Below are 19,792 nucleotides of genomic sequence, written 5' to 3' on the forward strand. Positions count from 1 at the left end.
GCCGAGGGCGCTCCCTTCCAACATGCATCGCGGAGAGCCGCTGCTCAGCAGGCTGCCGCCGAAACGCCTGCCTTGCATGTCCGCATGGATCCGCGGGCCAAAAAGGTCGCGGCACGTTCGGCGCTCGCGACGGCGCCCTCGACCCAGCCCAGATCGGCGGTGAACAGATCCGAGCAGACGCAAAAGTCTTTCCCGACGGACCAGAACGGACCGGGCAGCATATTCAGTCCGCTGTCCCAGAAGGCAATGCCTTCCGGCCAGTAGGCAAAGCCCTGTCCGCTCGGGGCCGGAATATCCTGCGCGGCAAATGGCAGGACATCAGCCAAAGTCTCGGAAAACGCCTCACAAACTTCGTTGCGGTCGGCGAACGCGTCGCGCAACCGGGAGGCGCTCTGGCTGTCGCAATAGACCCAGAGGTGGCGGCCATGGTCGGGGAAGTAGATTTTGCGGAACGCGGAAGCGGTCGAAAAGCAGCGCCCCTCAAGTCCGAGCTTCGTCCACCAGCGCTCGGAATATTCGAAATAGGCCTTGATCAGCGGCACTGGCTTGATGCGATCTCGGACAGCGGCGGCGAGCGGCACGCCGCTGATGCTGCCGAGGCTTTGCATCGGCATTGCCATTAGCACCTTTTCGGCGAGCACCACTCTCGTGCTCTCGGGGCTTTCCAGCGTCAGCCTGTATCCGGAGCGTCCTTGAACGGCTGCGATCTCCACCAGCCGATGGTCGAACTCGGTCGAGCAATTGCCGGGCAGGGACGCGTGCATGGCGCGCGGCAGCGCCTGGAAACCGTCCGTCAGGCAGCGCCAGTCCTGCGCCGGTTGGCCAAAGAGGGCGCTGGTTTCCGGAACATGGCTGAGGAAGCCGTAGCCGACCTCGAAAGGGATGCTCGGATGGCTGGTCACATCATAACCGGCGAGATCGATGAGACAGGCAAGACGGCTTTCGCCGAGGGCCGGCAACGCAGCTTGCGTGAAGGAAAGCCTCTGCCTGTCGTTGGCGTCGAGGCCGTCATGGATATCGCGAAGTTCGCCGCAGATGGAGGCGAGCAGCTCTTTGGCGTGCTGGTGCAGCCCGTTCTGGATCGGCGCGAAATCGTATGAGAATGGCTTGGTTTTCAGTCCCGTCTCGGTGACGAGCTCATTCACCCGGCGGTGAAGGCGAGGATTGAAGCGGGTTCCGCCAAGTTCGACGACGTCGGCGTCGCCCGCAAGCATTTTCGAGCGCAGCCTGCCGCCGACCTCACGTGTGCTTTCGAAGATCGCGATCCGGGCGCTGGGGTTCATGGCGCAGAGCTGCCGCGCGGCCGCAATGCCGCCTATGCCCCCGCCGATGACCGCATAGTTCAAGGGTTCCATTGATCCGCTCCGTTCATTCAATCCCCTCAGTCAGATTCGCTCCACATGGGAACGACCACCGAGGCGCCTGCCATTAGAGGCAAAGGAGGGGCCGTTCTTGGGAAGGGCGGAACAGGGTTTTGGGGAAATAGGCACTCGTCGTCCTGAACCGTTCCCGTTTGTCGGCCGTTGCGCTGCGGCGGCCACAGACGGCGCCCGAGACGCTTACCCAGGGCACTCGACGTTGTTCATCGGCAACCATGATCTCCTCGCATGGGCTGCCATCCCCGTTTGCCGGCTCTGGCGCAACACGGTATCTTGAATAGTAAGCACGCTTATTATATATACCGCTCATGGTTTCCGACGGCATAGATAGATTGGGCTTTTTGATCCACGACGTGCAGCGCCTGCTGCGCAAGCGCTTCGAGACGCGCGCTAGCGGGCTCGGGCTTTCGTCAGCGCAATGGCGGCTGATGGTCCGCGTCGCCAAGGAAGAGGGCATCAGTCAGGCGCGGCTTGCCGAACTGCTTGAAATCGAGCCGATCAGCGTCTCGCGCCTCGTTGACCGGATGGAGGAGGGCGGCTGGATCGAACGCCGCGCCGATGCCGCCGATCGCCGCGTGCATATGATCTTCCCGACCGCCAAGGCAAGCGCCGCCTATGCAGAGGTCAAAAGCCTGGCCGGCGAGGTCTATGAGGAGTCGCTGGTCGGCGTTTCACCGGAAGATCGCCGCGTCCTGATCCGGGCGCTGGACACCATCGTTCGGAACCTCGCGGACGGCGAGACGTCGGCTCTGAAGAGTACGGAAGGGGCAGCGGCATGAACGCGGCAGCCAAGTTAGACGACAATGTCACCAAGCTCGATGTGGAAGCGCCGCCGCAGCCGCAGCCGGTAGCCGCGCCTGTGGCGGTCGCACCGTTGGCGGCGCCGGCCCCGGTCGCTGCGAAAAAGCCGCGCCGCCTCGGCCGCTTGCTTCTAATGATCGTCCTGCCGGCGGCCCTGGCTATTGGCGGCGGCTATGTCTGGGTGACCGGCGGCCGCTATCAGGAGACCGAGAACGCCAATTTGCAGCAGGCCAAGGTGTCGATCGCCTCGGATACGGCCGGGCGCATCGTTCAGGTCGACATCTCGGACAACCAGCTGGTCAAGCAGGGTGATATGCTGTTTGCCATCGACCCCGAGCCCTACCGGATCGCATTGGCCCAGGCCGACGCGGCGGTTGCGGTCGCGCGCGTCGGCATCGAACAGCTGCGCGCGGCCTACAGCCAGGCGATGGCGCAGGAGAGGTCCGACGCCAGCGAAGTCGACTACGCGCAGTCGCAGTATGATCGCGCCGCCGACCTTGCCCAGAAGGGCATCAACGCCAAATCCTCGCTGGATCAGGCCAAGAACGATCTCGACAAGGCCAGGCAGCAGCTGGCCGTGGCCGAGCAGGGCATCATCAGCGCCAAGGCCGCTCTCGCCGGCAATCCCGATATCGAGACCGACAAGCACCCGACGGTGATGGCCGCACTCGCCGCGCGCGACAAAGCCGCCTACGATCTGGCGCAGACCACGGTCAAGGCGCCGGCGGACGGCGTCGTCAGCCAGGCCTCTTCTTTCAAGGTCGGTCAGTATGTCGGTTCCGGCACGCCGTTGTTTGCGTTGGTCGAGACAGGCGACACCTGGATCGATGCCAATTTCAAGGAAACCCAGCTTACCCACATGAAAACAGGCCAGAAGGCCGAGATCGTGGTCGACACTTATCCGGGGCGCACCTTCGAGGCCACCGTCAAGGCGATCGGCGCCGGCACCGGCGCGGAGTTTTCGTTGTTGCCGGCCCAGAACGCCACCGGCAACTGGGTGAAAGTCACGCAGCGCATTCCGGTGCGCCTGGAACTCACCGATGCCGACGCCAAAATGGCGCTGCGCACCGGCATGAGCGCCTCGGTTACGGTGGATACCGGCGTTGCCCGCGGATTGCCGGCCATCTTCGGCCACGCCACCGCGGGTGAGGCACAATAGACTGTGAGTGGACCGTGATGCTGAAAAGCAGGATCACGGCCGGGCAGAATGCTCGCTCAGGCGAGTTGAAATGACAGGATTGGTCCGATGGCAGGTTGCGCGAGGGGTGGGGTTGGACCGGGCCGCATCGCGGCCTGACCGTAGCCTGACTCTCTCGACACCGATCCTTCGGTCCTTGGATTTCCGGGCGGCAAGCGCCTGATGTGTTGAGACGTTCGGTCGATGTAACCCCCACATCGATAGATCGCGTCCCACCGCGATGAGGGTCTCTTCACCAGAGAAGGCCTCGCCGCCCGGAAGCCTAGTGTACACGTTTTTGTTACCTGTCGGAAGTTCCGCATCATGAGCACGCCAGAGCCGTTCAAGGAAGTGCCGCATCGCGGCCTGATCACCGTGGCGTTGATGTTGGCGACGGTCATGCAGGCGCTCGACACCACCATCGCCAATGTCGCGCTGCCGACCATGACCGGCGACCTCGGCGCCTCGCCCGACAACATCAACTGGGTACTGACCTCCTACATCGTCGCCGCCGCCATCATGACGCCGGTGACCGGCTGGCTGGCCGACCGCTTCGGCCGCAAGGAACTGTTCCTGGCGGCGGTTGTCGGCTTCACCGTGTTCTCGATGCTGTGCGGCATCGCCTGGAGCCTGGAGAGCATCGTGTTCTTCCGGCTGATGCAGGGCGTGTTCGGCGCTGCGATCGTGCCGCTGTCGCAGACCTTCTTGCTCGACATCAACCCCAGGGAGCGCCACGGCCAGGCGATGGCCATCTGGGGCGCTGGCATCATGCTGGGGCCGATCCTGGGCCCGACGCTTGGCGGTTGGCTGACCGAGAATTTTAACTGGCGCTGGGTGTTCTTCATCAACCTGCCGGTAGGCATCGTCGCCTTCCTCGGCATGGCCGCCTATCTGCCGGCCGTGGCCCGGCGGGTGCGCAGTTTCGATTTCTTCGGCTTCGCCATGATATCGCTCGGGGTCGGCGCGCTGCAGCTGCTGCTCGACCGCGGCGGCGAGGTCGACTGGTTTTCCTCGGTCGAAATCTGGATCGAGCTTGGCCTTTCGATCACCGGCTTCTGGGTGTTCATCATCCACACGGTGACGGCGGAGCGCCCTTTCATCGACCCCAAGATTTTCCTCGACCGCAACTTCGTCACCGGGCTGGCCTTCATCTTCGTCATGGGCGTGCTGATCCTGGCTTCGATGTCGCTGCTGCCGCCGATGCTGTCGACCATCTTCGGCTATCCGACCGTCACCATCGGTGTCGTCTTGGGGCCGCGCGGTGTCGGCACGATGATTTCGATGCTTGTCGTCGGGCGGCTCATGAGCAAGATCGACGCCAGGATTCTCGTCGTCATCGGCTTTTTGCTCACCGCGCAATCGCTCTATACGATGGCAGGCTTCACGCCGCAGATGGACAATTGGCTGATACTCAGCTCCGGCGTCATCCAGGGCCTGGGCATGGGCATGGTGTTCGTGCCGTTGTCGACGGTGGCCTTCGCCACGCTCGACGTGCGCTTCCGCACCGACGCCACGGCGCTGTTCAGCCTGGTGCGCAATCTGGGTTCCTCGATCGGCGTGTCGGTGGTGACGGTTCTGCTGGTGCGCAACACGCAGGTCAATCACACCGAGCTGTCGGCCTTCATCAATCCGTTCAACCCAAATCTGTGGGCGGCCTCGCCGGCCGCGGCAAGCGGCGATCCGATGGCGCTTTCGCAGATGGACCGCATGGTCAACATCCAGTCGATGATGATCTCCTACGTCAACGACTTCAAAATACTGATGATGATGACGCTGATTGCCATCCCGTTTGTGTTTCTGCTGCGCAAGCCGAAGACGGCCCCGGCAGCTGGTGCGGCGCCGGCAGCACATATGGATTGAGACGTCCGCCGATATTTGCCGACGGCAGATGACGCCACCGTGGCCGCGCCTGCGAATAGGCAAGATCGAGGCGATTGCCGAGATGGTCGCAAAACTCTCCAGATATCGGAGAATATCGATTCTGCAGCGCCGATGGCGATTTGAAACTGGCGTTTAAGTTTCAGGTAACCAGAAACCTTCGCGTCTGATTTCGGTCCGGTTTATATGCTATTAGTACATATCCAACACTATCAACAGACTGTCGCATGGCACATAAATGATCGTTGCGTTCTTTCAGACCCAGCTGGGAGAAGGTCTGTTTGGCTACGAAATCATCCAGGAAATCAGCAGAAACGACTGAGCCTGTCGGCTTGGCCGCGTTGGCAAAACTGGCCGATGTTTCCTATGCGTCGCTGGAGCGGGACCTCCGGGCGACGATCACGGCACTCGAAGCACAGGCGCTGCGCTTCGAGACGGTGATCGAAAACATTTCGCAAGGCATCTGCTTTTTCGACCGCGACGAGCGGCTGATCCTGAGCAATCGCCGTTATGCGGAAATCTACCGCCTCGCACCTGAGCAGGTGCGCCCCGGCCTTACGCTGAGTGAAATCGTCGAGCGCCGCGCCGCTGCCGGCACGGCGGCGCTGGCCACCGACGCCTATCTGGCGATGGCGAGATCGGTCAATTCAGGCAAGGCTCCAAGAATCTGGACCGCCAAACTCCCCGACGGCCGGACCATCCAGATTTATAACCAGTCAATGCCCGACGGCAGCTGGGTAGCCACGCATGACGACATTACCGATCTCATCGCCAATAGACAGATCGTCGACGAGCTTATCTCGTTGCAGGCACTGATCGACTGGGTGCCCAATTATCTCTGGGTCAAGGATACGCAAAGCCGCTTCATGGTCGTCAACAGCGCACTTGCGACTGACAGTGGCCGCGACAAGACCGCCGACATGATCGGCCTGACCGATTTCGATATCCATCCCCCGGAGGTTGCGCAGAGATTTCGGCAAGTCGAACAGTCGGTGCTCGAAAGCGGACAACCCTTGATCGACGCGGAAGAGTTCGTCGTCGATGCGTCAGGCACCGTAAAATGGCTCTCCTCGACCAAAGTGCCGTTGCGCAATGCTCAAAACGAAATTTTCGGTCTGGTTGGCATCGCCCGCGACATCACCGCCCGCAAGCAGGCGGATGTCCTGCGCGGCGGACAGGCAAACATCCTGGAGATGATTGCAACGAGCGCACCGCTCGAGAACGTGCTCGACAGCCTGATGCGCCTGGTCGAGTCCCAACTGAAGGGGATATTCGGTTCCGTCCTGCTGCTCGACAAGGATGGCATGCATTTGCGGCACGGTGCGGCGCCGAGCCTGGCCAAGGCCTATATGAGCGCCATCGATGGATCTGCCATCGGCCCCAAGACAGGGTCGTGCGGAACCGCTGCCTACCGGCGCGAACCGGTCATCGTCGCCGACATCCTGCAAGATCCGCTCTGGGAGGATTACCGCGAACTCGCGGCGCCTTATGGCTACCGTTCGTGCTGGTCGACCCCGATCCTGTCGCATCAGGGCGTCGTGCTAGGCGTCTTTGCCATGTATTCGATGAGCGTACGCGAGCCGACCGAGGCCGAGACCCGCCTGATCGAATTCACCACCCACATTGCCGGTATCGCTATCGAGCGCAAACGGGCCGAAGACCAGATCCACTTCATGGCCAACCATGATGCGCTGACCGGGCTGCCCAATCGCGCTTTGCTGGAGGATCGGCTTTCCCAGGCGGTCCTCTACGCGCAGCGATACAATCGTTGGGTGACGGTGGTGTTCATCGATCTCGACAATTTCAAACTGGTGAACGATACGTTGGGCCACAATGCCGGCGACGAACTCCTCAAGACTGTCGCCAGCCGTCTGGTTGGATGCGTGAAGGCAACCGACACCGTCGTGCGGGTAGGCGGCGACGAATTTGTCATCGTCCTGTTCGATCAGCCCACCAATGTCGATGTCATTTCGGAAACCCTGCAGACGATCAGGGATGCGATTGCCGAGCCGGTTCCTTTCGCCGAGCACCGCCTGCGATTAACGGCCAGCATCGGCATCGCAAATTACCCGAAGGACGGGACAAGCCCGGATAAGCTGTTGGCCAATGCCGATGCCGCCATGTCTCGCGCCAAGGAATTCGGCAGCGACAATTTCCAGTTCTATGCCCCCGAGTTCAACTCAAGCGCACACGAAAAATTCCTGCTTCAGGAGGAATTGCGAAACGCGCTCGCCCGTTCGGAATTCGCGCTGCTCTACCAGCCGCAGGTCGATCTGCGGTCGGGTCAGATCCTGGCCGTCGAAGCGTTGGTGCGCTGGAACCACCCGGCGCGAGGCGTGGTGTCGCCAATGATGTTCATCCCGACTGCCGAGGAGACCGGCCTGATCGTGCCGATCGGCGACTGGATCCTGCACGAAGCCTGCCGGCAAAACAAAGCCTGGCAGCGCGCCGGTCTGCCGCCCGTCACCGTCTGCGTCAACGTGTCGGCGCGGCAGTTCAGGGAGAAGAACCTGATCGACCGCGTCGTCAACGCATTGAAGGAAAGCGGCCTGGAGGCCAGGTATCTCGAGCTCGAGGTGACCGAAAGCCTGATCATGCAGGATTTCGATCTGGCAGTCGCAACGATGAACGGACTGCAACAGCTCGGTGTGCAGATATCGATCGACGATTTCGGAACCGGCTATTCCAGCCTCAGCGCGCTCAAGACCTTTCCGGTGCAGCGACTGAAGATCGACAAATCCTTTATTGACGACCTCGCGACCGACGAGAACGATCAGGCGGTTACCAGCGCCGTCATCTCATTGGGTCAAAAGCTGAACCTGAGGGTCCTTGCCGAAGGCGTCGAGACGGAAGACCAGGTCGTCTTCCTGCGCAAGAACAATTGCGACGAAATGCAGGGCAATTATTTCAGCGAACCGCTGCCGGCCGGCGATGTCGGCGAGGTCATCGCCAAAGGCTGACGATGAGTTGGCGTCGGTAGCCGCAGGCGCTTACCGTCCCAGCACCAGGCTCCAGTAGCGGATGGCGCCGTCGCGTCCGTCGCGCACATAGGCCAGGCCGAAGCGGCTGAAATCCGGATCGAGCATGTTGCGGCGGTGGCCGGCCGAATGCATCCAGATGTCGAACAGTTTCTGCTGGTCGAACCGGCCCTCGGCGATGTTCTCGGCGGCGGCGCCGCGCACGCCATTGTCCTTCATCCGTGACGCGAAATCCTTGCCCCAGCCTGTCGTGTGGCTCATGCGTTCGCGCGAGGCCATATAGCCGGCCTGCTGGAGCGCGGCCTGCTCGAGTAGCGTGTCCGCCACCAGCGCCGGCAACCCGGCCGAGGCGCGGATGCCGGCCAGTGTCGCGGTGGCGGAGGACGAGACACCGGCGCCTTCGCCGGTCGGCACCGAGACCGTGCTGCAAGCGGCGAGGCCGGCCATGGCTGCAAAGCCGATCAGCAGCAAGCGCCTGTTTGGCTTTACACCCATTTCGCCCGAGTGGGGTTGCGTGAGCGGGTGATTGGTGGTGTCGATCAGTGTCATGCCTGTCTGACTTAGCGGCGATCATGGCTTTTGCCGGGCAGGGCTGCGAAAATCGCAACGGATGGATTCATCGAGGCGGTCTTCAACGCGCCGCGTCAGGCGATCGGCCCGGGGCGCCGATGAAAATCGCGTGATGCGGCGACTTTTCCCGGAATATCGGCTACAATGCCGGCGTTCTTGAAGTGGCAGCTGCGGGCGGCCATCCAGGCGGTGACCGCCCCGACACCCGGGAGGAAGGTTATGGCCGGCTTTCATGTCATGGCGGACGCGCACGGACTGCATGTGCAGCCCAGGGTGCGCCATATCACCACCGCGGACCTCTGGGATGCGCTCAAGCTCGGTCTCGACGATTTCTGGGCCAAGCCTTCGCATTACGTGTTCCTCTGCCTGATCTATCCCGTCGTCGGCCTGATCCTGACGCGGTGGACCTCCGGCTCCAACGCCATCCAGCTGATCTATCCGCTGATGTCGGGCTTCGCCCTGGTCGGCCCGTTCGCGGCAATCGGCCTCTACGAGATCAGCCGCCGGCGCGAACTCGGCATGGACACCTCCTGGCGGCACGCGCTTGACGTGCGTCGCTCGCCGGCATTGCCGTCGATCGCGGTCATCGGCGCCATGCTGTTGGTGCTGTTCCTGTTGTGGATGTTCACCGCACAGTCGATTTACACCAGCCTGTTCGGCGATCAGCCCCCGGCTTCGATCGCCGGATTTCTGAGCGAGTTGCTGACGACCAGCAAGGGCTGGACGCTGATCCTGTTCGGCAATGCCGCCGGTTTCATCTTTGCCGTGATCGTGCTGGCGACGACGGTGGTTGCCTTCCCGCTGCTGCTCGACCGCGACGTCGGCGCCGTGTCGGCGATCGAGACCTCGGCGCGCGCGGTGATGGCAAATCCGTTGCCGATGCTGCTGTGGGGGCTGGTCGTCGCCGTGCTGCTGGTGATCGGATCGATCCCGCTGTTTGCCGGGCTCGCCGTGGTCATGCCGGTGCTTGGCCATGCCACCTGGCACCTCTATCGCAAGGTGGTGGAGCCGGAGCGCGCGCAACAGACACGGCGGCCGATGTAGCGTCACCCAGCCGTAGGGTGTGTTGAGATCCAGGTCAGGCCGGCATCACCTGGATGGCAACGCACCCTAGCGTTGCGCGTCGGTCGCCATTTTCAGCGCCAGCGCGGCAAGCACCGTGCCCATCATCCAGCGCTGGATGACCATCCATAGCGGCCGTCCGGCGAGGAAGGTGGCGATTGAACCGGCCGTCACCGCGATGATGGCGTTGACGGTCAGGCTGATCGAAATCTGCGTGGCGCCGAGCACCAGAAGCTGCGACAGCACATGGCCCTTGTCCAGCGAGATGAACTGCGGCAGCAGCGACAGATAGAGCACCGCCACTTTGGGGTTGAGGAGATTGGTCATCAGCCCCATGGCGAACAGCTTGCGCGGCCTGTCCTTCGGCAGTTCGCGCACCTGGAACGGCGAGCGCCCGCCGGGCCGCACCGCTTGCCAGGCGAGCCATAGCAGATAGAGCGCGCCGGCAATGCGCAGCGCGTCATAGGCGAACGGCACGGCAAGCAGCAGCGCGGTGATCCCAAGGGCGGCCGATACGACATAGAACAGAAAGCCGACCGCCACGCCGCCGAGCGAGATCAGCCCGGCCTTCGGGCCTTGCGACAGCGAACGCGAGATCAGGTAGATCATGTTCGGCCCGGGCGTCAGCACCATGCCGAGGCAGACCAGCGCGAAGGCGAGATGGTTGGCGGTTTCGGGCATGAAGGCATCTCCGGGAAGCGCTTGACCTTTGCCTCGCCGGATACTCGCGCGCAAGGGCTTGGCGACGCCGACCGTTACGCCAAGGTCGAAAACCTGCGAAAGCGCCTCAGCTCACCACACGCAGGTTCGACAGTTCGTTGGCGATTTCCTTGAAATTGTCAGACAGCGTGGCGCCCGTGGCATTCCAGAACAGTTTCGCAGGCTTGCTCGGGTCGGTCGGATCCTTGCGGAAGCGCGAGTCGGACGAACACGTCTTCAGCGCGTCCATCGCGCTCTTGTCGCCGGCGTCGGTCGTCGACATGTCGAGCGCCACCGTCATCACCATGATGTTGGCCGCCTTGGCGTTGTTGCACAACGTCGCCATCTGCTCGTTGAGCGCGGCGGTGTAGTTGCTCGACGAATAGTTGAGCTGGCCGATGGCGCTCGACGTGCCGCCGAACAGGCGGGTGACCGCGGTGCCGTTGTAGCCGACGCCGGTATAGCCATAGCCGGCATAGGTCGACTTGTTGCCGGCGGGGTCGGAGTTCGCCGTCGAATAGGTGTTCTCGCCGTCGGTGAGCACGATGACCACCTTGTCGTTGCCACGCTCGGTCTCCGGGCGTCCCTCGGTGAAGGGCTCGGTGCTGGAGACGGTGCGCCAGCCCCAGGCCATGCCTTCCGGCACATTGGTGTTGCCGTTGGGCGCCATCAGGTCGATTGCGGCCTTGATCGTGGTCAGCCCGGTGGCGTTGGTGACGTCGGTCAGCGGCGTGATCGGCGTCGTGGTGCAGCTGTAGTTTGGCCCGGCGCCCTTGGCCAGTACCGGCGCATTGATTGGCCGCGGCTGGAAATACTTGGCCATGTTGGACTGCCTGGTCTTGCCGGTGGTGCTCGACGGATCGTCGTTCCACCAGCTGTTGACCGCGCCATAGGTCTTGGGAGCCACCTCGTCAGGATCCTGCGTGATATACCAGTGGTTGCCCGGCTCGTCCGGCGCAAACATCGGCACGAACATGGTGGCGGGGTCGCCGACGCCGGTGCCGGTATTGTTCGGTCCGCCGGAGGCCGGCGCGTCGTTGACATTATAGGGATAGGGACGGACTTCGACGCAGCCCTGCCAGCTGGCGAACGGTCCGTATGTGTCGTTGTAGTCGTATTCGTCGTGGCTCTCCGAGCATGTATGATTGGCACGGTATTTGTCGCAGACCACGCGTTTGCTGCCGACGATGCGCTCGTGGCTGGTGACCACCTTCATGTCGCGATAAAGCGAGAAGCGGGTCAGCATCTGCCCCTCCTGCTCGCCCCAGCCAGTGCCTTTCTTGTACCAGATGCCACCGATCTTCTGGGCATATTTGTCAGCGGCGTTCAGCGTCGACCAGTCGAAGTTCTCATTATGGATGGGCGACAGCCCGTAGGCGTCGATCCATGACGCGTTGTCGTTGCTGGCGCCGACATTGACCGATGCGGCGAACGGCACCAGGCTGAACTGGACCGGCTTGTCGATCTGCTTGATCATCGCTGCCTGTGCGGCGAGCGTGTCGACCAGTTGCTTGGCGGCCTGCTTGAGAAGGTCGATGCGCTTTTGTCCGGCGCCGGTGCCGTTGATCGACATCGAGCCTGAATTGTCGAGCACCATGGCCACTTCCAGTGTGTTCTTCAATCGCACCTGCGAGCACACGGAGTAGTCGATGTCGCCTGACGTCTTGCCGATCAACATCGACGCTGCCGGCAGGAAATAGGGCTTGTAGACCAGGCTGGCGCAAAGCTTGACGATGCCGCCGCCGGCCGTGCTGCTGGGCAGCGTGACGTCGAGCGTCGTGTTGGCGGGGTCGACGCTGTTGAGATTCGCCTTGAAGAAGTCGAGTGCATAGGCCCGCAACTGGTCGTCGGTGGCGCCTTCCACCAGCCGGCGCGCGGTGGCGAAGTTGGCGGCGTCGAGCGCGTTGACCACCTTCTGCTTCTCGCTGACCAAGCCGCTGAAGTCGACGGCCATCGCCACGCCACCCATCAGCGGCACCATGGCCAGAACGGTCATGAGAGCATAATTGCCGCGCCGGTCGCGCCAGAAGTCACGCCAGAATTTGCGCATGTGATGTAAGCGGCCCCGCCTGCGGATTCTTCAATGCCGCCACACTTTCACAAAACGCTGAAGGACGGGTTTGGGAAACCGCTCGATTGCGCGGCCAGCGCTTCACCAAGCGCTAACCAATGCCTCGTGGCGTCGGCGGCCGCCATATGCGAAGCGCCCCGCCGAGGGCAGGGCGCTTGGTTCTTTGAGGAGCGCCGATCAGCTGACGATGCGCAGGTTGGACAGTTCGTTGCCGATTTCCTTGAAATCGTCCGACAATGTGGCGCCGGTCGAGTTCCAGAACAGCTTGAGCGGATTGCCGGCCGAATCCTTGCGGAAGCGCGAATCCGATGAGCAGGTCTTCAAGGCGGCCATCTGTGCCGCTTCAGTCGTTTTGGTGGCGTCGAGGTCCAGCGCGATCGTCATGACGATCATGCCGGCGTCCTTTGCATTGGTGCAAAGCGTGGCGAAGTGCTCGTTCATCGCCTTGGTGTAATTGGCATTCGAATAGTCGGTCTTGGTAACGCTGCTACTGGTTCCAAGGAACGGGCGGCCGTAGGTATAGGTGCTGCCGAACGGCTTGGTTTGGCCGGGATAGGTGAGGTACCCGAGAGACGAATAGATGGCCTTGCTGCCGGCGAGGTCGTTGCCGCCCTGCAGGTAGTTGGTGCCTGAGTAGGACTGCGCTGTTACCGAGGTCGGCGTGTAATAGGTATTGGCGCCGTCGGTCAGCACGATCAGCACCTTGTCGTTGCCCTTTTCGGATTCGGACCGGCCTTCGGTGAAGGGTGCGGTGCTGGAAAGGGCCCGCCAGCCCCAGGCCATGCCTTCCGGCACATTGGTGGCGCCGACGTCGACCATGGCGTCGATGGCTGCCTTGACCGCCGTTTGGCCGGCCGCGACCGATACGTCGGTCAAAGGCGTGATCGCGGTCGTGCTGCAGCTGGTATTTGGCCCGGTATTGGAGCCGTAGGCCGGCGTCACCTTGGTGCCCGGAGTGAAATATTTTGGCATGTACTTCTGCCGCGTCGCGTTGTTGCTGCTTGTCGTCACGTCGAGGTGCCAGTTGTTGTTCGCCGGCCGTGAATTGCTGTCTACATTGTCGGTCTCGTCAGGCGCGAACATCGGCACGAACATGGTCGCCGGCGTCGTGGTCGAAGCAGCCGTGTCCTGTATGTTGTAAGGATAGGGACGGGATTCGACGCAGCCGCCCCAGGTCGCAATCGGTGCGTAGACTATGTTGGACGTGCAGACATTACTCGAGTTTTTGGTGCACGACGAAATGCGCTTCATCGATTTATAGATCGAAAAGCGCGTCAGCACCTGGTTCAGCTGCGTCGCATCCCAGGCCGAGCCCTTCGCGTAATAGTAGCTGCCGGACTGCACCGCGTACTGATTTGGGAGGACAGACGAAGTGAGCGTTGACCAGTCGAGATTCTCATGATCGAGAGGTGAGACGCCCGTCGTGTCCATCCAAGGGGCGTTGGCGTTCGTCGGACCGACATTGACCGAGGCTGCGAACGGCACCAGGCTGAACTGGACCGGCTTGTTGACCTGTTTCATCAGCTGTGCCTGGCCGGCAAGCTGGTCGACCAGCTGCTTGGCGGCACTCTTCAACAGGTCGAACCGCACCTGGCTCGAGCCGTGTCCCAGTTCGGTCATCGAGCCGGAATTGTCGAGCACCAGCGCCACTTCCAGCGAGTTCTTGAGGCGGATCTCTGATCTGGCGGTGAAATTGACGTTGGTGTTGCCGGACGACTTGCCAAGCAGAATGGCTGCCACCGGCACGAAGTACGGCTTGTACGTCAGGGCGGCTTGCAGAACCAGCGTGCCGCCGCCGGTGTTGTCTTTGGGAAGCGTCACGGTCAGCGCCGTATTGGCCGGTTGGACGTGGCCGAGATTGGCCTCGAAGAAATCCTTGGCATAGGCCTTGGCCGCATCGTCGGTCGCGCCGGAGACGATCTGCTGGGCAGTGGCGATGCCTGCGGCATCGAGCGCGTTCAGCGTGTCCTGGCGCTGGCGGATCAGCTCGGTGTAGTCGATGGCGAGCGCCAGGGCGCCCATCAAGGGCACCATGGTGATCACTGTCATCAAGGCATAGTTGCCGCCTCTGTCGCTTAGAAATCTGCGGATCATGCCTTCAGCACCCCTGCCAGGACCCAAAATGTCGAATATCGGCGCGAAGATGCCCACAAATCGTTAAATTTCAGGTTGCTGAAATGCGTTCAAGATCGGCCCATCTTTTCAAGGCTCGTTAACCACTCGGCCCTGGTGATCGGCGATGCGACATTTTTCGATCGACCGAAGCTTGGGGAGAGGGCGCTTTCTGCGAGATGCAACCGCCATCAAGCCATGGCGCGACGGCGTCGAAAACGCCGAAAGCTGGTGACAAGATGAAACGCTTCGGTTAATGCGGGGCCGGTTGCGGCGGACCGTCGGCCGCAGCTCTCGCAACGATCGTCACATCAGGAAAACGGCATGGCGGATTCGCCTGACATCATCGGCTCGCTCGCGGATTTGTCGGGAGCCTACTCGGCCATCCTGTGCGATGTCTGGGGCGTAATCCACAATGGCGAATGGCATTTCCCGGCGGCTACCGAGGCGCTTGCCGCTGCGCGTGCTGCGAAGGTTCCGGTTGTCCTGATCACCAATTCACCGCGCCGCAATGCCGATGTGGTGGCGCAGATGAATGCGATCGGCGTTCCTACCGTTGCCTACGACCGTGTCGTCACGTCAGGCGATGTGACCCGCGACCTCATCGCCGACGGCCCGCGAAAAATCTTCCATATCGGCGCCGACCGCGACTTCACCCTCTATGACGGTCTCGACGTCGATCTTGTCGAAGAGTTCGAGGCCTCCGGCGTCGTCTGCACCGGCCTGTTCGACGACGAGGTGGAAACACCTGAGGATTACGCCGAACTGCTGCGCCGGGTACGCGCCAGGAACCTGCCTTTCATCTGCGCCAATCCCGACATCGTGGTCGAGCGCGGCGAGCGCATGATCTGGTGTGCGGGCGCATTGGCGCGCGATTATGCTCAGCTCGGTGGCCGCACGCTGATCGCCGGAAAACCCTACGCGCCGGTCTATGACGCAGCAATGCGGGAGGTCGCCCTGCTTCTTGGCCGTAACGTCGAGCGCTCGGAGGTGCTGGCCATCGGCGATGGCATGATGACCGACGTCAAGGGCGCCGCCGACAATGGGATAGACGTGCTTTACGTCTCTGGCGGCATTCACGCGCGCGACTATGGCGATCCCATGCAGCCGGACCCCGCCAGGCTTGCAGCCTTTCTGCAAAAGCACGGCTACCGGCCGGTCGCGGTCATTCCGAGACTGCGGTAGGGTCGCTTCCATGAGCGCAGCCTTCGAGCATATTTCCGCGACTGTGCCGCTGCCGACGCATTTGCGTGGCGGCGTGGTGGCGATAGGCAATTTCGACGGCGTTCATCGCGGCCACCAGGCCGTGCTCGAACGCGCGCTTGGCGAAGCCATGCGGCGCGGTGTGCCGGCGCTGGTGCTGACCTTCGAGCCGCACCCGCGCAAGGTGTTCAGGCCCGATATGCCGTTGTTCGTGCTGACGCCGCCGCCGATGAAGGCGCGGCTGTTGTCGCATCTGGGCTTTGCAGCACTCGTCGAACAGCCATTCACGCGCGCCTTTGCCAGCCTGTCGGCCGAGGCATTCGTGACTGATGTGCTGGAGACGAACCTCGGCATCACCCATGCCGTCACCGGCTTCGATTTCCACTTCGGCAAGGACCGGCAAGGCGGCCCCGCCTTTCTGATGGCGGCGGGCGAGCGCCATGGTTTCGGCGTCACCCTGGTCGACGCTTTTCGCGACGAAGGCGCCGAGGTGGTGTCGTCGAGCCGCATCCGCGCATTGTTGTGTGAGGGCGAAGTCGCCGAGGCCGCCGGCCTGCTTGGCTACCGCTTCACCGTCGAGAGCGAAGTCATCGGTGGCCAGCAGCTCGGCCGCACGCTCGGCTTCCCGACAGCCAACATGAGGCTTTCGCCCGAAGCGACCCTAAAGGAGGGGATTTATGCCGTCCGCTTCCGCCGCGCCGATGGTACGCTCCACGACGGTGTCGCCAGCTTCGGCCGCCGCCCGACCGTCGACGACAATGGCGCGCCGCTGCTCGAAACCTTTGTCTTCGACTTCTCCGGCGATCTCTATGGCGAGATCTGCGAAGTCTCGTTCTTCGGCTTCTTGCGCCCCGAGGTGAAGTTCGACGGGCTCGACGCGCTTGTGGCGCAAATCAAGCGCGACGAGACGGAAGCGCGCGCGCTGCTTGCCGGTGTCAGGCCGCTGTCGCAGCTGGACAGCGCGATCGCTTTTTGAGCTTCCGGCCGCTTACCTCTTCAAGGCCCTACTTCTTCAACGCAAGTCCGAGGGCGATGAAGCTCCAGCCCTGGAAGATCAGGTCGATGGCCAGGAACAGGCCGAGCACCCATAGGCTGTTGACCGGCCAGCCCATGGCGATGGTCAGGCCCGCCAGCACGCTGATCAGACCGGCCGCGACGACCCAGCCCCAGCCATTCTCCGGTCGGTGGCTGTAGCCGACCCAGGCCCTGAGCGCGCCTGAAGCGACCAGCGCCACCGCCAGCAGGAGGGTCAGCACCGTCGATGCCAACAGCGGATTGTCGAAGGCAAAGAAGCCGGCAACCGCATAAAGCAGGCCGCTGAGCAGCCAATAGAAGAAGCGGCTCCAGGTCTTGACGCCGAAGGCATGCACGATCTCGATAATGCCGGCCATCAGCATCAGCCATCCCACGACATAGACCGAGGCGACGGTGGCGATGAACAGATTGCCGAAGGCAATGCCGCCGAAGATGAGCAGCACGACGCCGAGCGCGACGAACCACCCCCATTTGTCTCGTGTCCGGCCGATCGCGTCGTTCAGGGTGTCACCGTGCAGGGTCATAGCCGCATCTCCTCGGGAGTCGCCGTGCATCAAGCTGCGTGGAGGTTAACGCCGATGGCCTTGCCAGTCCAGCAAGCAGGCTGCCGGCGGCCACACCCAACCATGTTGCATAGGGCCGTTTTGTCGACGGCCGACCGCTCGCAGCTCAACCGGCGGGTTTACATCGGCAGCCAACGCCCTAGTTTTAGAGTTTCGCGCCGCGCACTTAGTGCGTGGATGATCGAGAACGGGACCATGAACTCTGGTCGGTCCCTCAAAACTCCCGAAGGATGACTGCCATGACACAGGCCAAGAATGGCGACACCGTGCGCATCAATTATACTGGACGTCTGGCCGACGGCACTCAATTCGATGCTTCCGGCCGCGAACCGCTGCAATTCACGCTGGGGGAAGGGCAAGTGATCCCCGGCCTTGAAACGCATGTCGAGGGCATGGAGGTCGGCGCGAAAAGCACCGTCACCGTACCCGCCGAAGCCGCCTATGGTCCCCACCGCCCCGAAGCGGTCATGACCATCGACCGCGCCCGCGTGCCAGATAACATCAACGTCGATGTCGGTACTCGATTGCAGGTCAGAACCCGCGATGGCAGCCCCATGCCGGTGACGGTGGTCGACGTGAACGACGCCAGCGTCAAGCTCGACGGCAATCATCCTTTGGCCGGAAAGGATCTGGTGTTCGACGTTGAATTGGTCGAGATCGTCCAGGCTGCGTAGGCTTGCAGTGACTTCAAAAGGGACTCCCGCCATCCCTTGACGAATAACCGACTATTTGACCTTCAGCGTGTCCAACCAGCTGGTGACACGCTCGATGGTCTGGCGCTCTTGCGGCGCCTGCATCGAGAAGCCTTCCATCAGGCGCGCCCGAGGGGCGTGGCTGGCCAGAATAGTCTGGCTGTGGCCGAGCCCGAAGCCGCCATGCGTGACAAACGGAATGATGGTCCTACCCGCAAGGCCGTGGATCGCCAGGAAAGTGCGGATTACAGGCGGCGCGGTTTCACCCCAGATGAGAAAGCCCAGAAACACCCTCGCATAGGTCGCGGTGGCCGGGAGTTGGGCTTTGAGTGGCGGTAGGTCGCCAGGATCGCGCTCCAGTGCGTGCTGCGTTCATGGCGCAAAACGGTCCGGGTTAAAACAATCACCGGCGGCAATGTTACTGATTTTAAGTCAAATTTTACCGAAACGGCGCCATGGCTTGGGCACCGCCGGGTGTTCATGCCGGCGCCTTTCGCGTAAGGGGTGACGATGCGTATTGTCCGGACGATTCCACTGCTTCTCGCCTCCGGGCTGCTCACGGTATCTGCCGCCGATGCGGGCGAGGGCACCTTCGGCTGGCTCTCGGGTGACTGGTATCTGACGCTTGGCGCCAGCGGGATGGTCGCGCCGAAATTCGAGGGCTCCAACAGCCTTCTGCTCAGCGCCACGCCGATCATCTCGCTGGGCAAGGTCGGCCCCGCTGCCCGCTTCACCTCGCGCAATGACAACATTTCGCTGGCGCTGATCGATGATGGGGGCGTCCGCGCCGGCCTGACCGGAAAGTTCCTGTTTTCCCGCAGCAGCAAGGATGAGCTGAAAGGCCTCGATCCGGTGCGTTGGGGCGGTGAAGTCGGCGGTTTCTTCGAATTCTACCCGACGGACTGGCTGCGCGCCCGCGCCGAACTGCGCCACGGCATCCGTGCCCATGACGGCTTTGTCGCCGACATCGCCGCCGATGCCTTCTACGATATCACGCCGACGGTCAGGATTTCGGGCGGCCCGCGCGTGTCCTTTGCCTCATCGGGCTATTTCGACTCTTATTACGGCGTCAACGCCAAGGAGGCTGCGGCCTCGGGCCTCAGCGAATACCATCCAGGCGGCGGCCTGAAATCGACCGGCCTCGGCGGCGCCATCACCTGGAAGGTAACCGAGCCGATGACCGCCAGCCTGTTCGGCGAATATGCGCGCCTGATGGGCCCGGCCGCCGATTCCAGCCTGGTCAAGGAGCGCGGCCAGCGCGACCAATTCACGGTCGGCGTCTCGACCACCTACCGTTTCAACTTTTCAATGTAGGCGATTTACGCGCTTTATTCCTGCCGTGGCATCGGCTAAAAGCCCAGCCATGACCAGCTTTTCGCGCCTTTTCGCGATTGCGATACGAATTACAGGCCCGGTGTTCCGGGTGGCCTGAGCGCCGCCGGAGCCGCCGGGAGTTTCTGCGCGCCCCTCGCGCTGTTTCCAGAACATCAAAGCATATCGCCCAAAAGTGGGTCCGGTTTTGGGAAACTGATATGCGTCACCGAAGACTTCACGCCCGAGCTTCCGCCGGGC

At 62.4% G+C, this 19,792-nt stretch carries 16 protein-coding genes; 9 read left to right on the forward strand and 7 right to left on the reverse strand.

The genetic code is table 11. The features are described from left to right. Nucleotides 1-44: 44 nt before the first annotated feature. Nucleotides 45-1,355, reverse strand: a complete 1,311-nt coding sequence (locus tag H0241_RS23905; RefSeq protein ID WP_181060289.1) for a flavin monoamine oxidase family protein — start codon at nucleotides 1,353-1,355, stop codon at nucleotides 45-47. Between the two features lie 332 nt (nucleotides 1,356-1,687). Between H0241_RS23905 and H0241_RS23910 the strand changes: the two genes are divergently transcribed. The 4 genes from H0241_RS23910 to H0241_RS23925 all read left to right on the forward strand — a co-directional run bounded on the left by H0241_RS23910 (nucleotide 1,688) and on the right by H0241_RS23925 (nucleotide 8,195). Further along, nucleotides 1,688-2,158 carry a MarR family winged helix-turn-helix transcriptional regulator gene (locus H0241_RS23910; RefSeq protein ID WP_181060290.1) on the forward strand — a complete coding sequence of 157 codons (471 nt, stop codon included), beginning with the start codon at nucleotides 1,688-1,690 and terminating at the stop codon, nucleotides 2,156-2,158. Beyond that, nucleotides 2,155-3,339, forward strand: a complete 1,185-nt coding sequence (locus H0241_RS23915) for an HlyD family secretion protein (protein WP_181060291.1) — start codon at nucleotides 2,155-2,157, stop codon at nucleotides 3,337-3,339. Before H0241_RS23910 ends, H0241_RS23915 begins: the two co-directional genes overlap by 4 nt. Before the next feature lie 342 nt (nucleotides 3,340-3,681). After that, nucleotides 3,682-5,217, forward strand: a complete 1,536-nt coding sequence (locus H0241_RS23920) for a DHA2 family efflux MFS transporter permease subunit (protein ID WP_181060292.1) — start codon at nucleotides 3,682-3,684, stop codon at nucleotides 5,215-5,217. Between the two features lie 350 nt (nucleotides 5,218-5,567). Then, nucleotides 5,568-8,195: an EAL domain-containing protein gene (locus tag H0241_RS23925; RefSeq protein WP_235984435.1), complete on the forward strand. Its 2,628-nt coding sequence runs from the start codon at nucleotides 5,568-5,570 to the stop codon at nucleotides 8,193-8,195. 30 nt (nucleotides 8,196-8,225) lie between these two features. Here the strand turns inward: H0241_RS23925 and H0241_RS23930 are convergent, their stop codons facing one another. Continuing rightward, nucleotides 8,226-8,762 (reverse strand): CAP domain-containing protein, encoded by a 537-nt coding sequence (locus H0241_RS23930; RefSeq protein WP_181060294.1) that lies wholly within the window; start codon nucleotides 8,760-8,762, stop codon nucleotides 8,226-8,228. A gap of 240 nt (nucleotides 8,763-9,002) precedes the next feature. On the opposite strand from H0241_RS23930, the gene H0241_RS23935 reads away from it, so the two are divergent. Then, complete coding sequence (locus H0241_RS23935; protein ID WP_181060295.1) at nucleotides 9,003-9,827, forward strand: DUF2189 domain-containing protein; 825 nt, start codon at nucleotides 9,003-9,005, stop codon at nucleotides 9,825-9,827. Nucleotides 9,828-9,893: 66 nt separating this feature from the next. On the opposite strand, the gene H0241_RS23940 is transcribed toward H0241_RS23935, so the two are convergent. The 3 genes from H0241_RS23940 to H0241_RS23950 all read right to left on the reverse strand — a co-directional run bounded on the left by H0241_RS23940 (nucleotide 9,894) and on the right by H0241_RS23950 (nucleotide 14,709). Further along, nucleotides 9,894-10,526, reverse strand: coding sequence for a LysE family translocator (locus H0241_RS23940; protein ID WP_181060296.1), 633 nt, complete (start codon nucleotides 10,524-10,526; stop codon nucleotides 9,894-9,896). A 106-nt stretch (nucleotides 10,527-10,632) separates the two neighbouring features. After that, nucleotides 10,633-12,594, reverse strand: a complete 1,962-nt coding sequence (locus H0241_RS23945) for a pilus assembly protein (RefSeq protein ID WP_181060297.1) — start codon at nucleotides 12,592-12,594, stop codon at nucleotides 10,633-10,635. A 198-nt stretch (nucleotides 12,595-12,792) separates the two neighbouring features. Next, nucleotides 12,793-14,709, reverse strand: a complete 1,917-nt coding sequence (locus tag H0241_RS23950) for a TadE/TadG family type IV pilus assembly protein (protein WP_181060298.1) — start codon at nucleotides 14,707-14,709, stop codon at nucleotides 12,793-12,795. Nucleotides 14,710-15,051: 342 nt separating this feature from the next. Between H0241_RS23950 and H0241_RS23955 the strand changes: the two genes are divergently transcribed. Both H0241_RS23955 and H0241_RS23960 read left to right on the forward strand, forming a co-directional pair. Next, on the forward strand, nucleotides 15,052-15,912 hold the full coding sequence (locus tag H0241_RS23955) for a TIGR01459 family HAD-type hydrolase (protein ID WP_181060299.1): 861 nt from the start codon (nucleotides 15,052-15,054) through the stop codon (nucleotides 15,910-15,912). Between the two features lie 10 nt (nucleotides 15,913-15,922). Further along, nucleotides 15,923-16,906 carry a bifunctional riboflavin kinase/FAD synthetase gene (locus tag H0241_RS23960; protein ID WP_181060300.1) on the forward strand — a complete coding sequence of 328 codons (984 nt, stop codon included), beginning with the start codon at nucleotides 15,923-15,925 and terminating at the stop codon, nucleotides 16,904-16,906. Nucleotides 16,907-16,934: 28 nt separating this feature from the next. Here H0241_RS23960 and H0241_RS23965 read toward each other — a convergent pair whose 3' ends face one another. Then, on the reverse strand, nucleotides 16,935-17,489 hold the full coding sequence (locus H0241_RS23965) for an HdeD family acid-resistance protein (RefSeq protein WP_181060301.1): 555 nt from the start codon (nucleotides 17,487-17,489) through the stop codon (nucleotides 16,935-16,937). Between the two features lie 278 nt (nucleotides 17,490-17,767). On the opposite strand from H0241_RS23965, the gene H0241_RS23970 reads away from it, so the two are divergent. Further along, on the forward strand, nucleotides 17,768-18,202 hold the full coding sequence (locus tag H0241_RS23970) for an FKBP-type peptidyl-prolyl cis-trans isomerase (RefSeq protein WP_181060302.1): 435 nt from the start codon (nucleotides 17,768-17,770) through the stop codon (nucleotides 18,200-18,202). A 51-nt stretch (nucleotides 18,203-18,253) separates the two neighbouring features. Here H0241_RS23970 and H0241_RS23975 read toward each other — a convergent pair whose 3' ends face one another. Then, a complete protein-coding gene (locus H0241_RS23975; RefSeq protein WP_268926433.1) occupies nucleotides 18,254-18,580 on the reverse strand; it encodes a flavodoxin in 327 nt (108 codons plus the stop codon). Nucleotides 18,581-18,730: 150 nt separating this feature from the next. Here H0241_RS23975 and H0241_RS23980 point away from each other — a divergent pair, with 150 nt between their 5' ends. Beyond that, on the forward strand, nucleotides 18,731-19,534 hold the full coding sequence (locus tag H0241_RS23980) for a MipA/OmpV family protein (RefSeq protein ID WP_181060303.1): 804 nt from the start codon (nucleotides 18,731-18,733) through the stop codon (nucleotides 19,532-19,534). Nucleotides 19,535-19,792: the final 258 nt, after the last annotated feature.

Source organism: Mesorhizobium neociceri (assembly GCF_013520985.1).
GTDB classification, from domain to species: domain Bacteria; phylum Pseudomonadota; class Alphaproteobacteria; order Rhizobiales; family Rhizobiaceae; genus Mesorhizobium; species Mesorhizobium neociceri.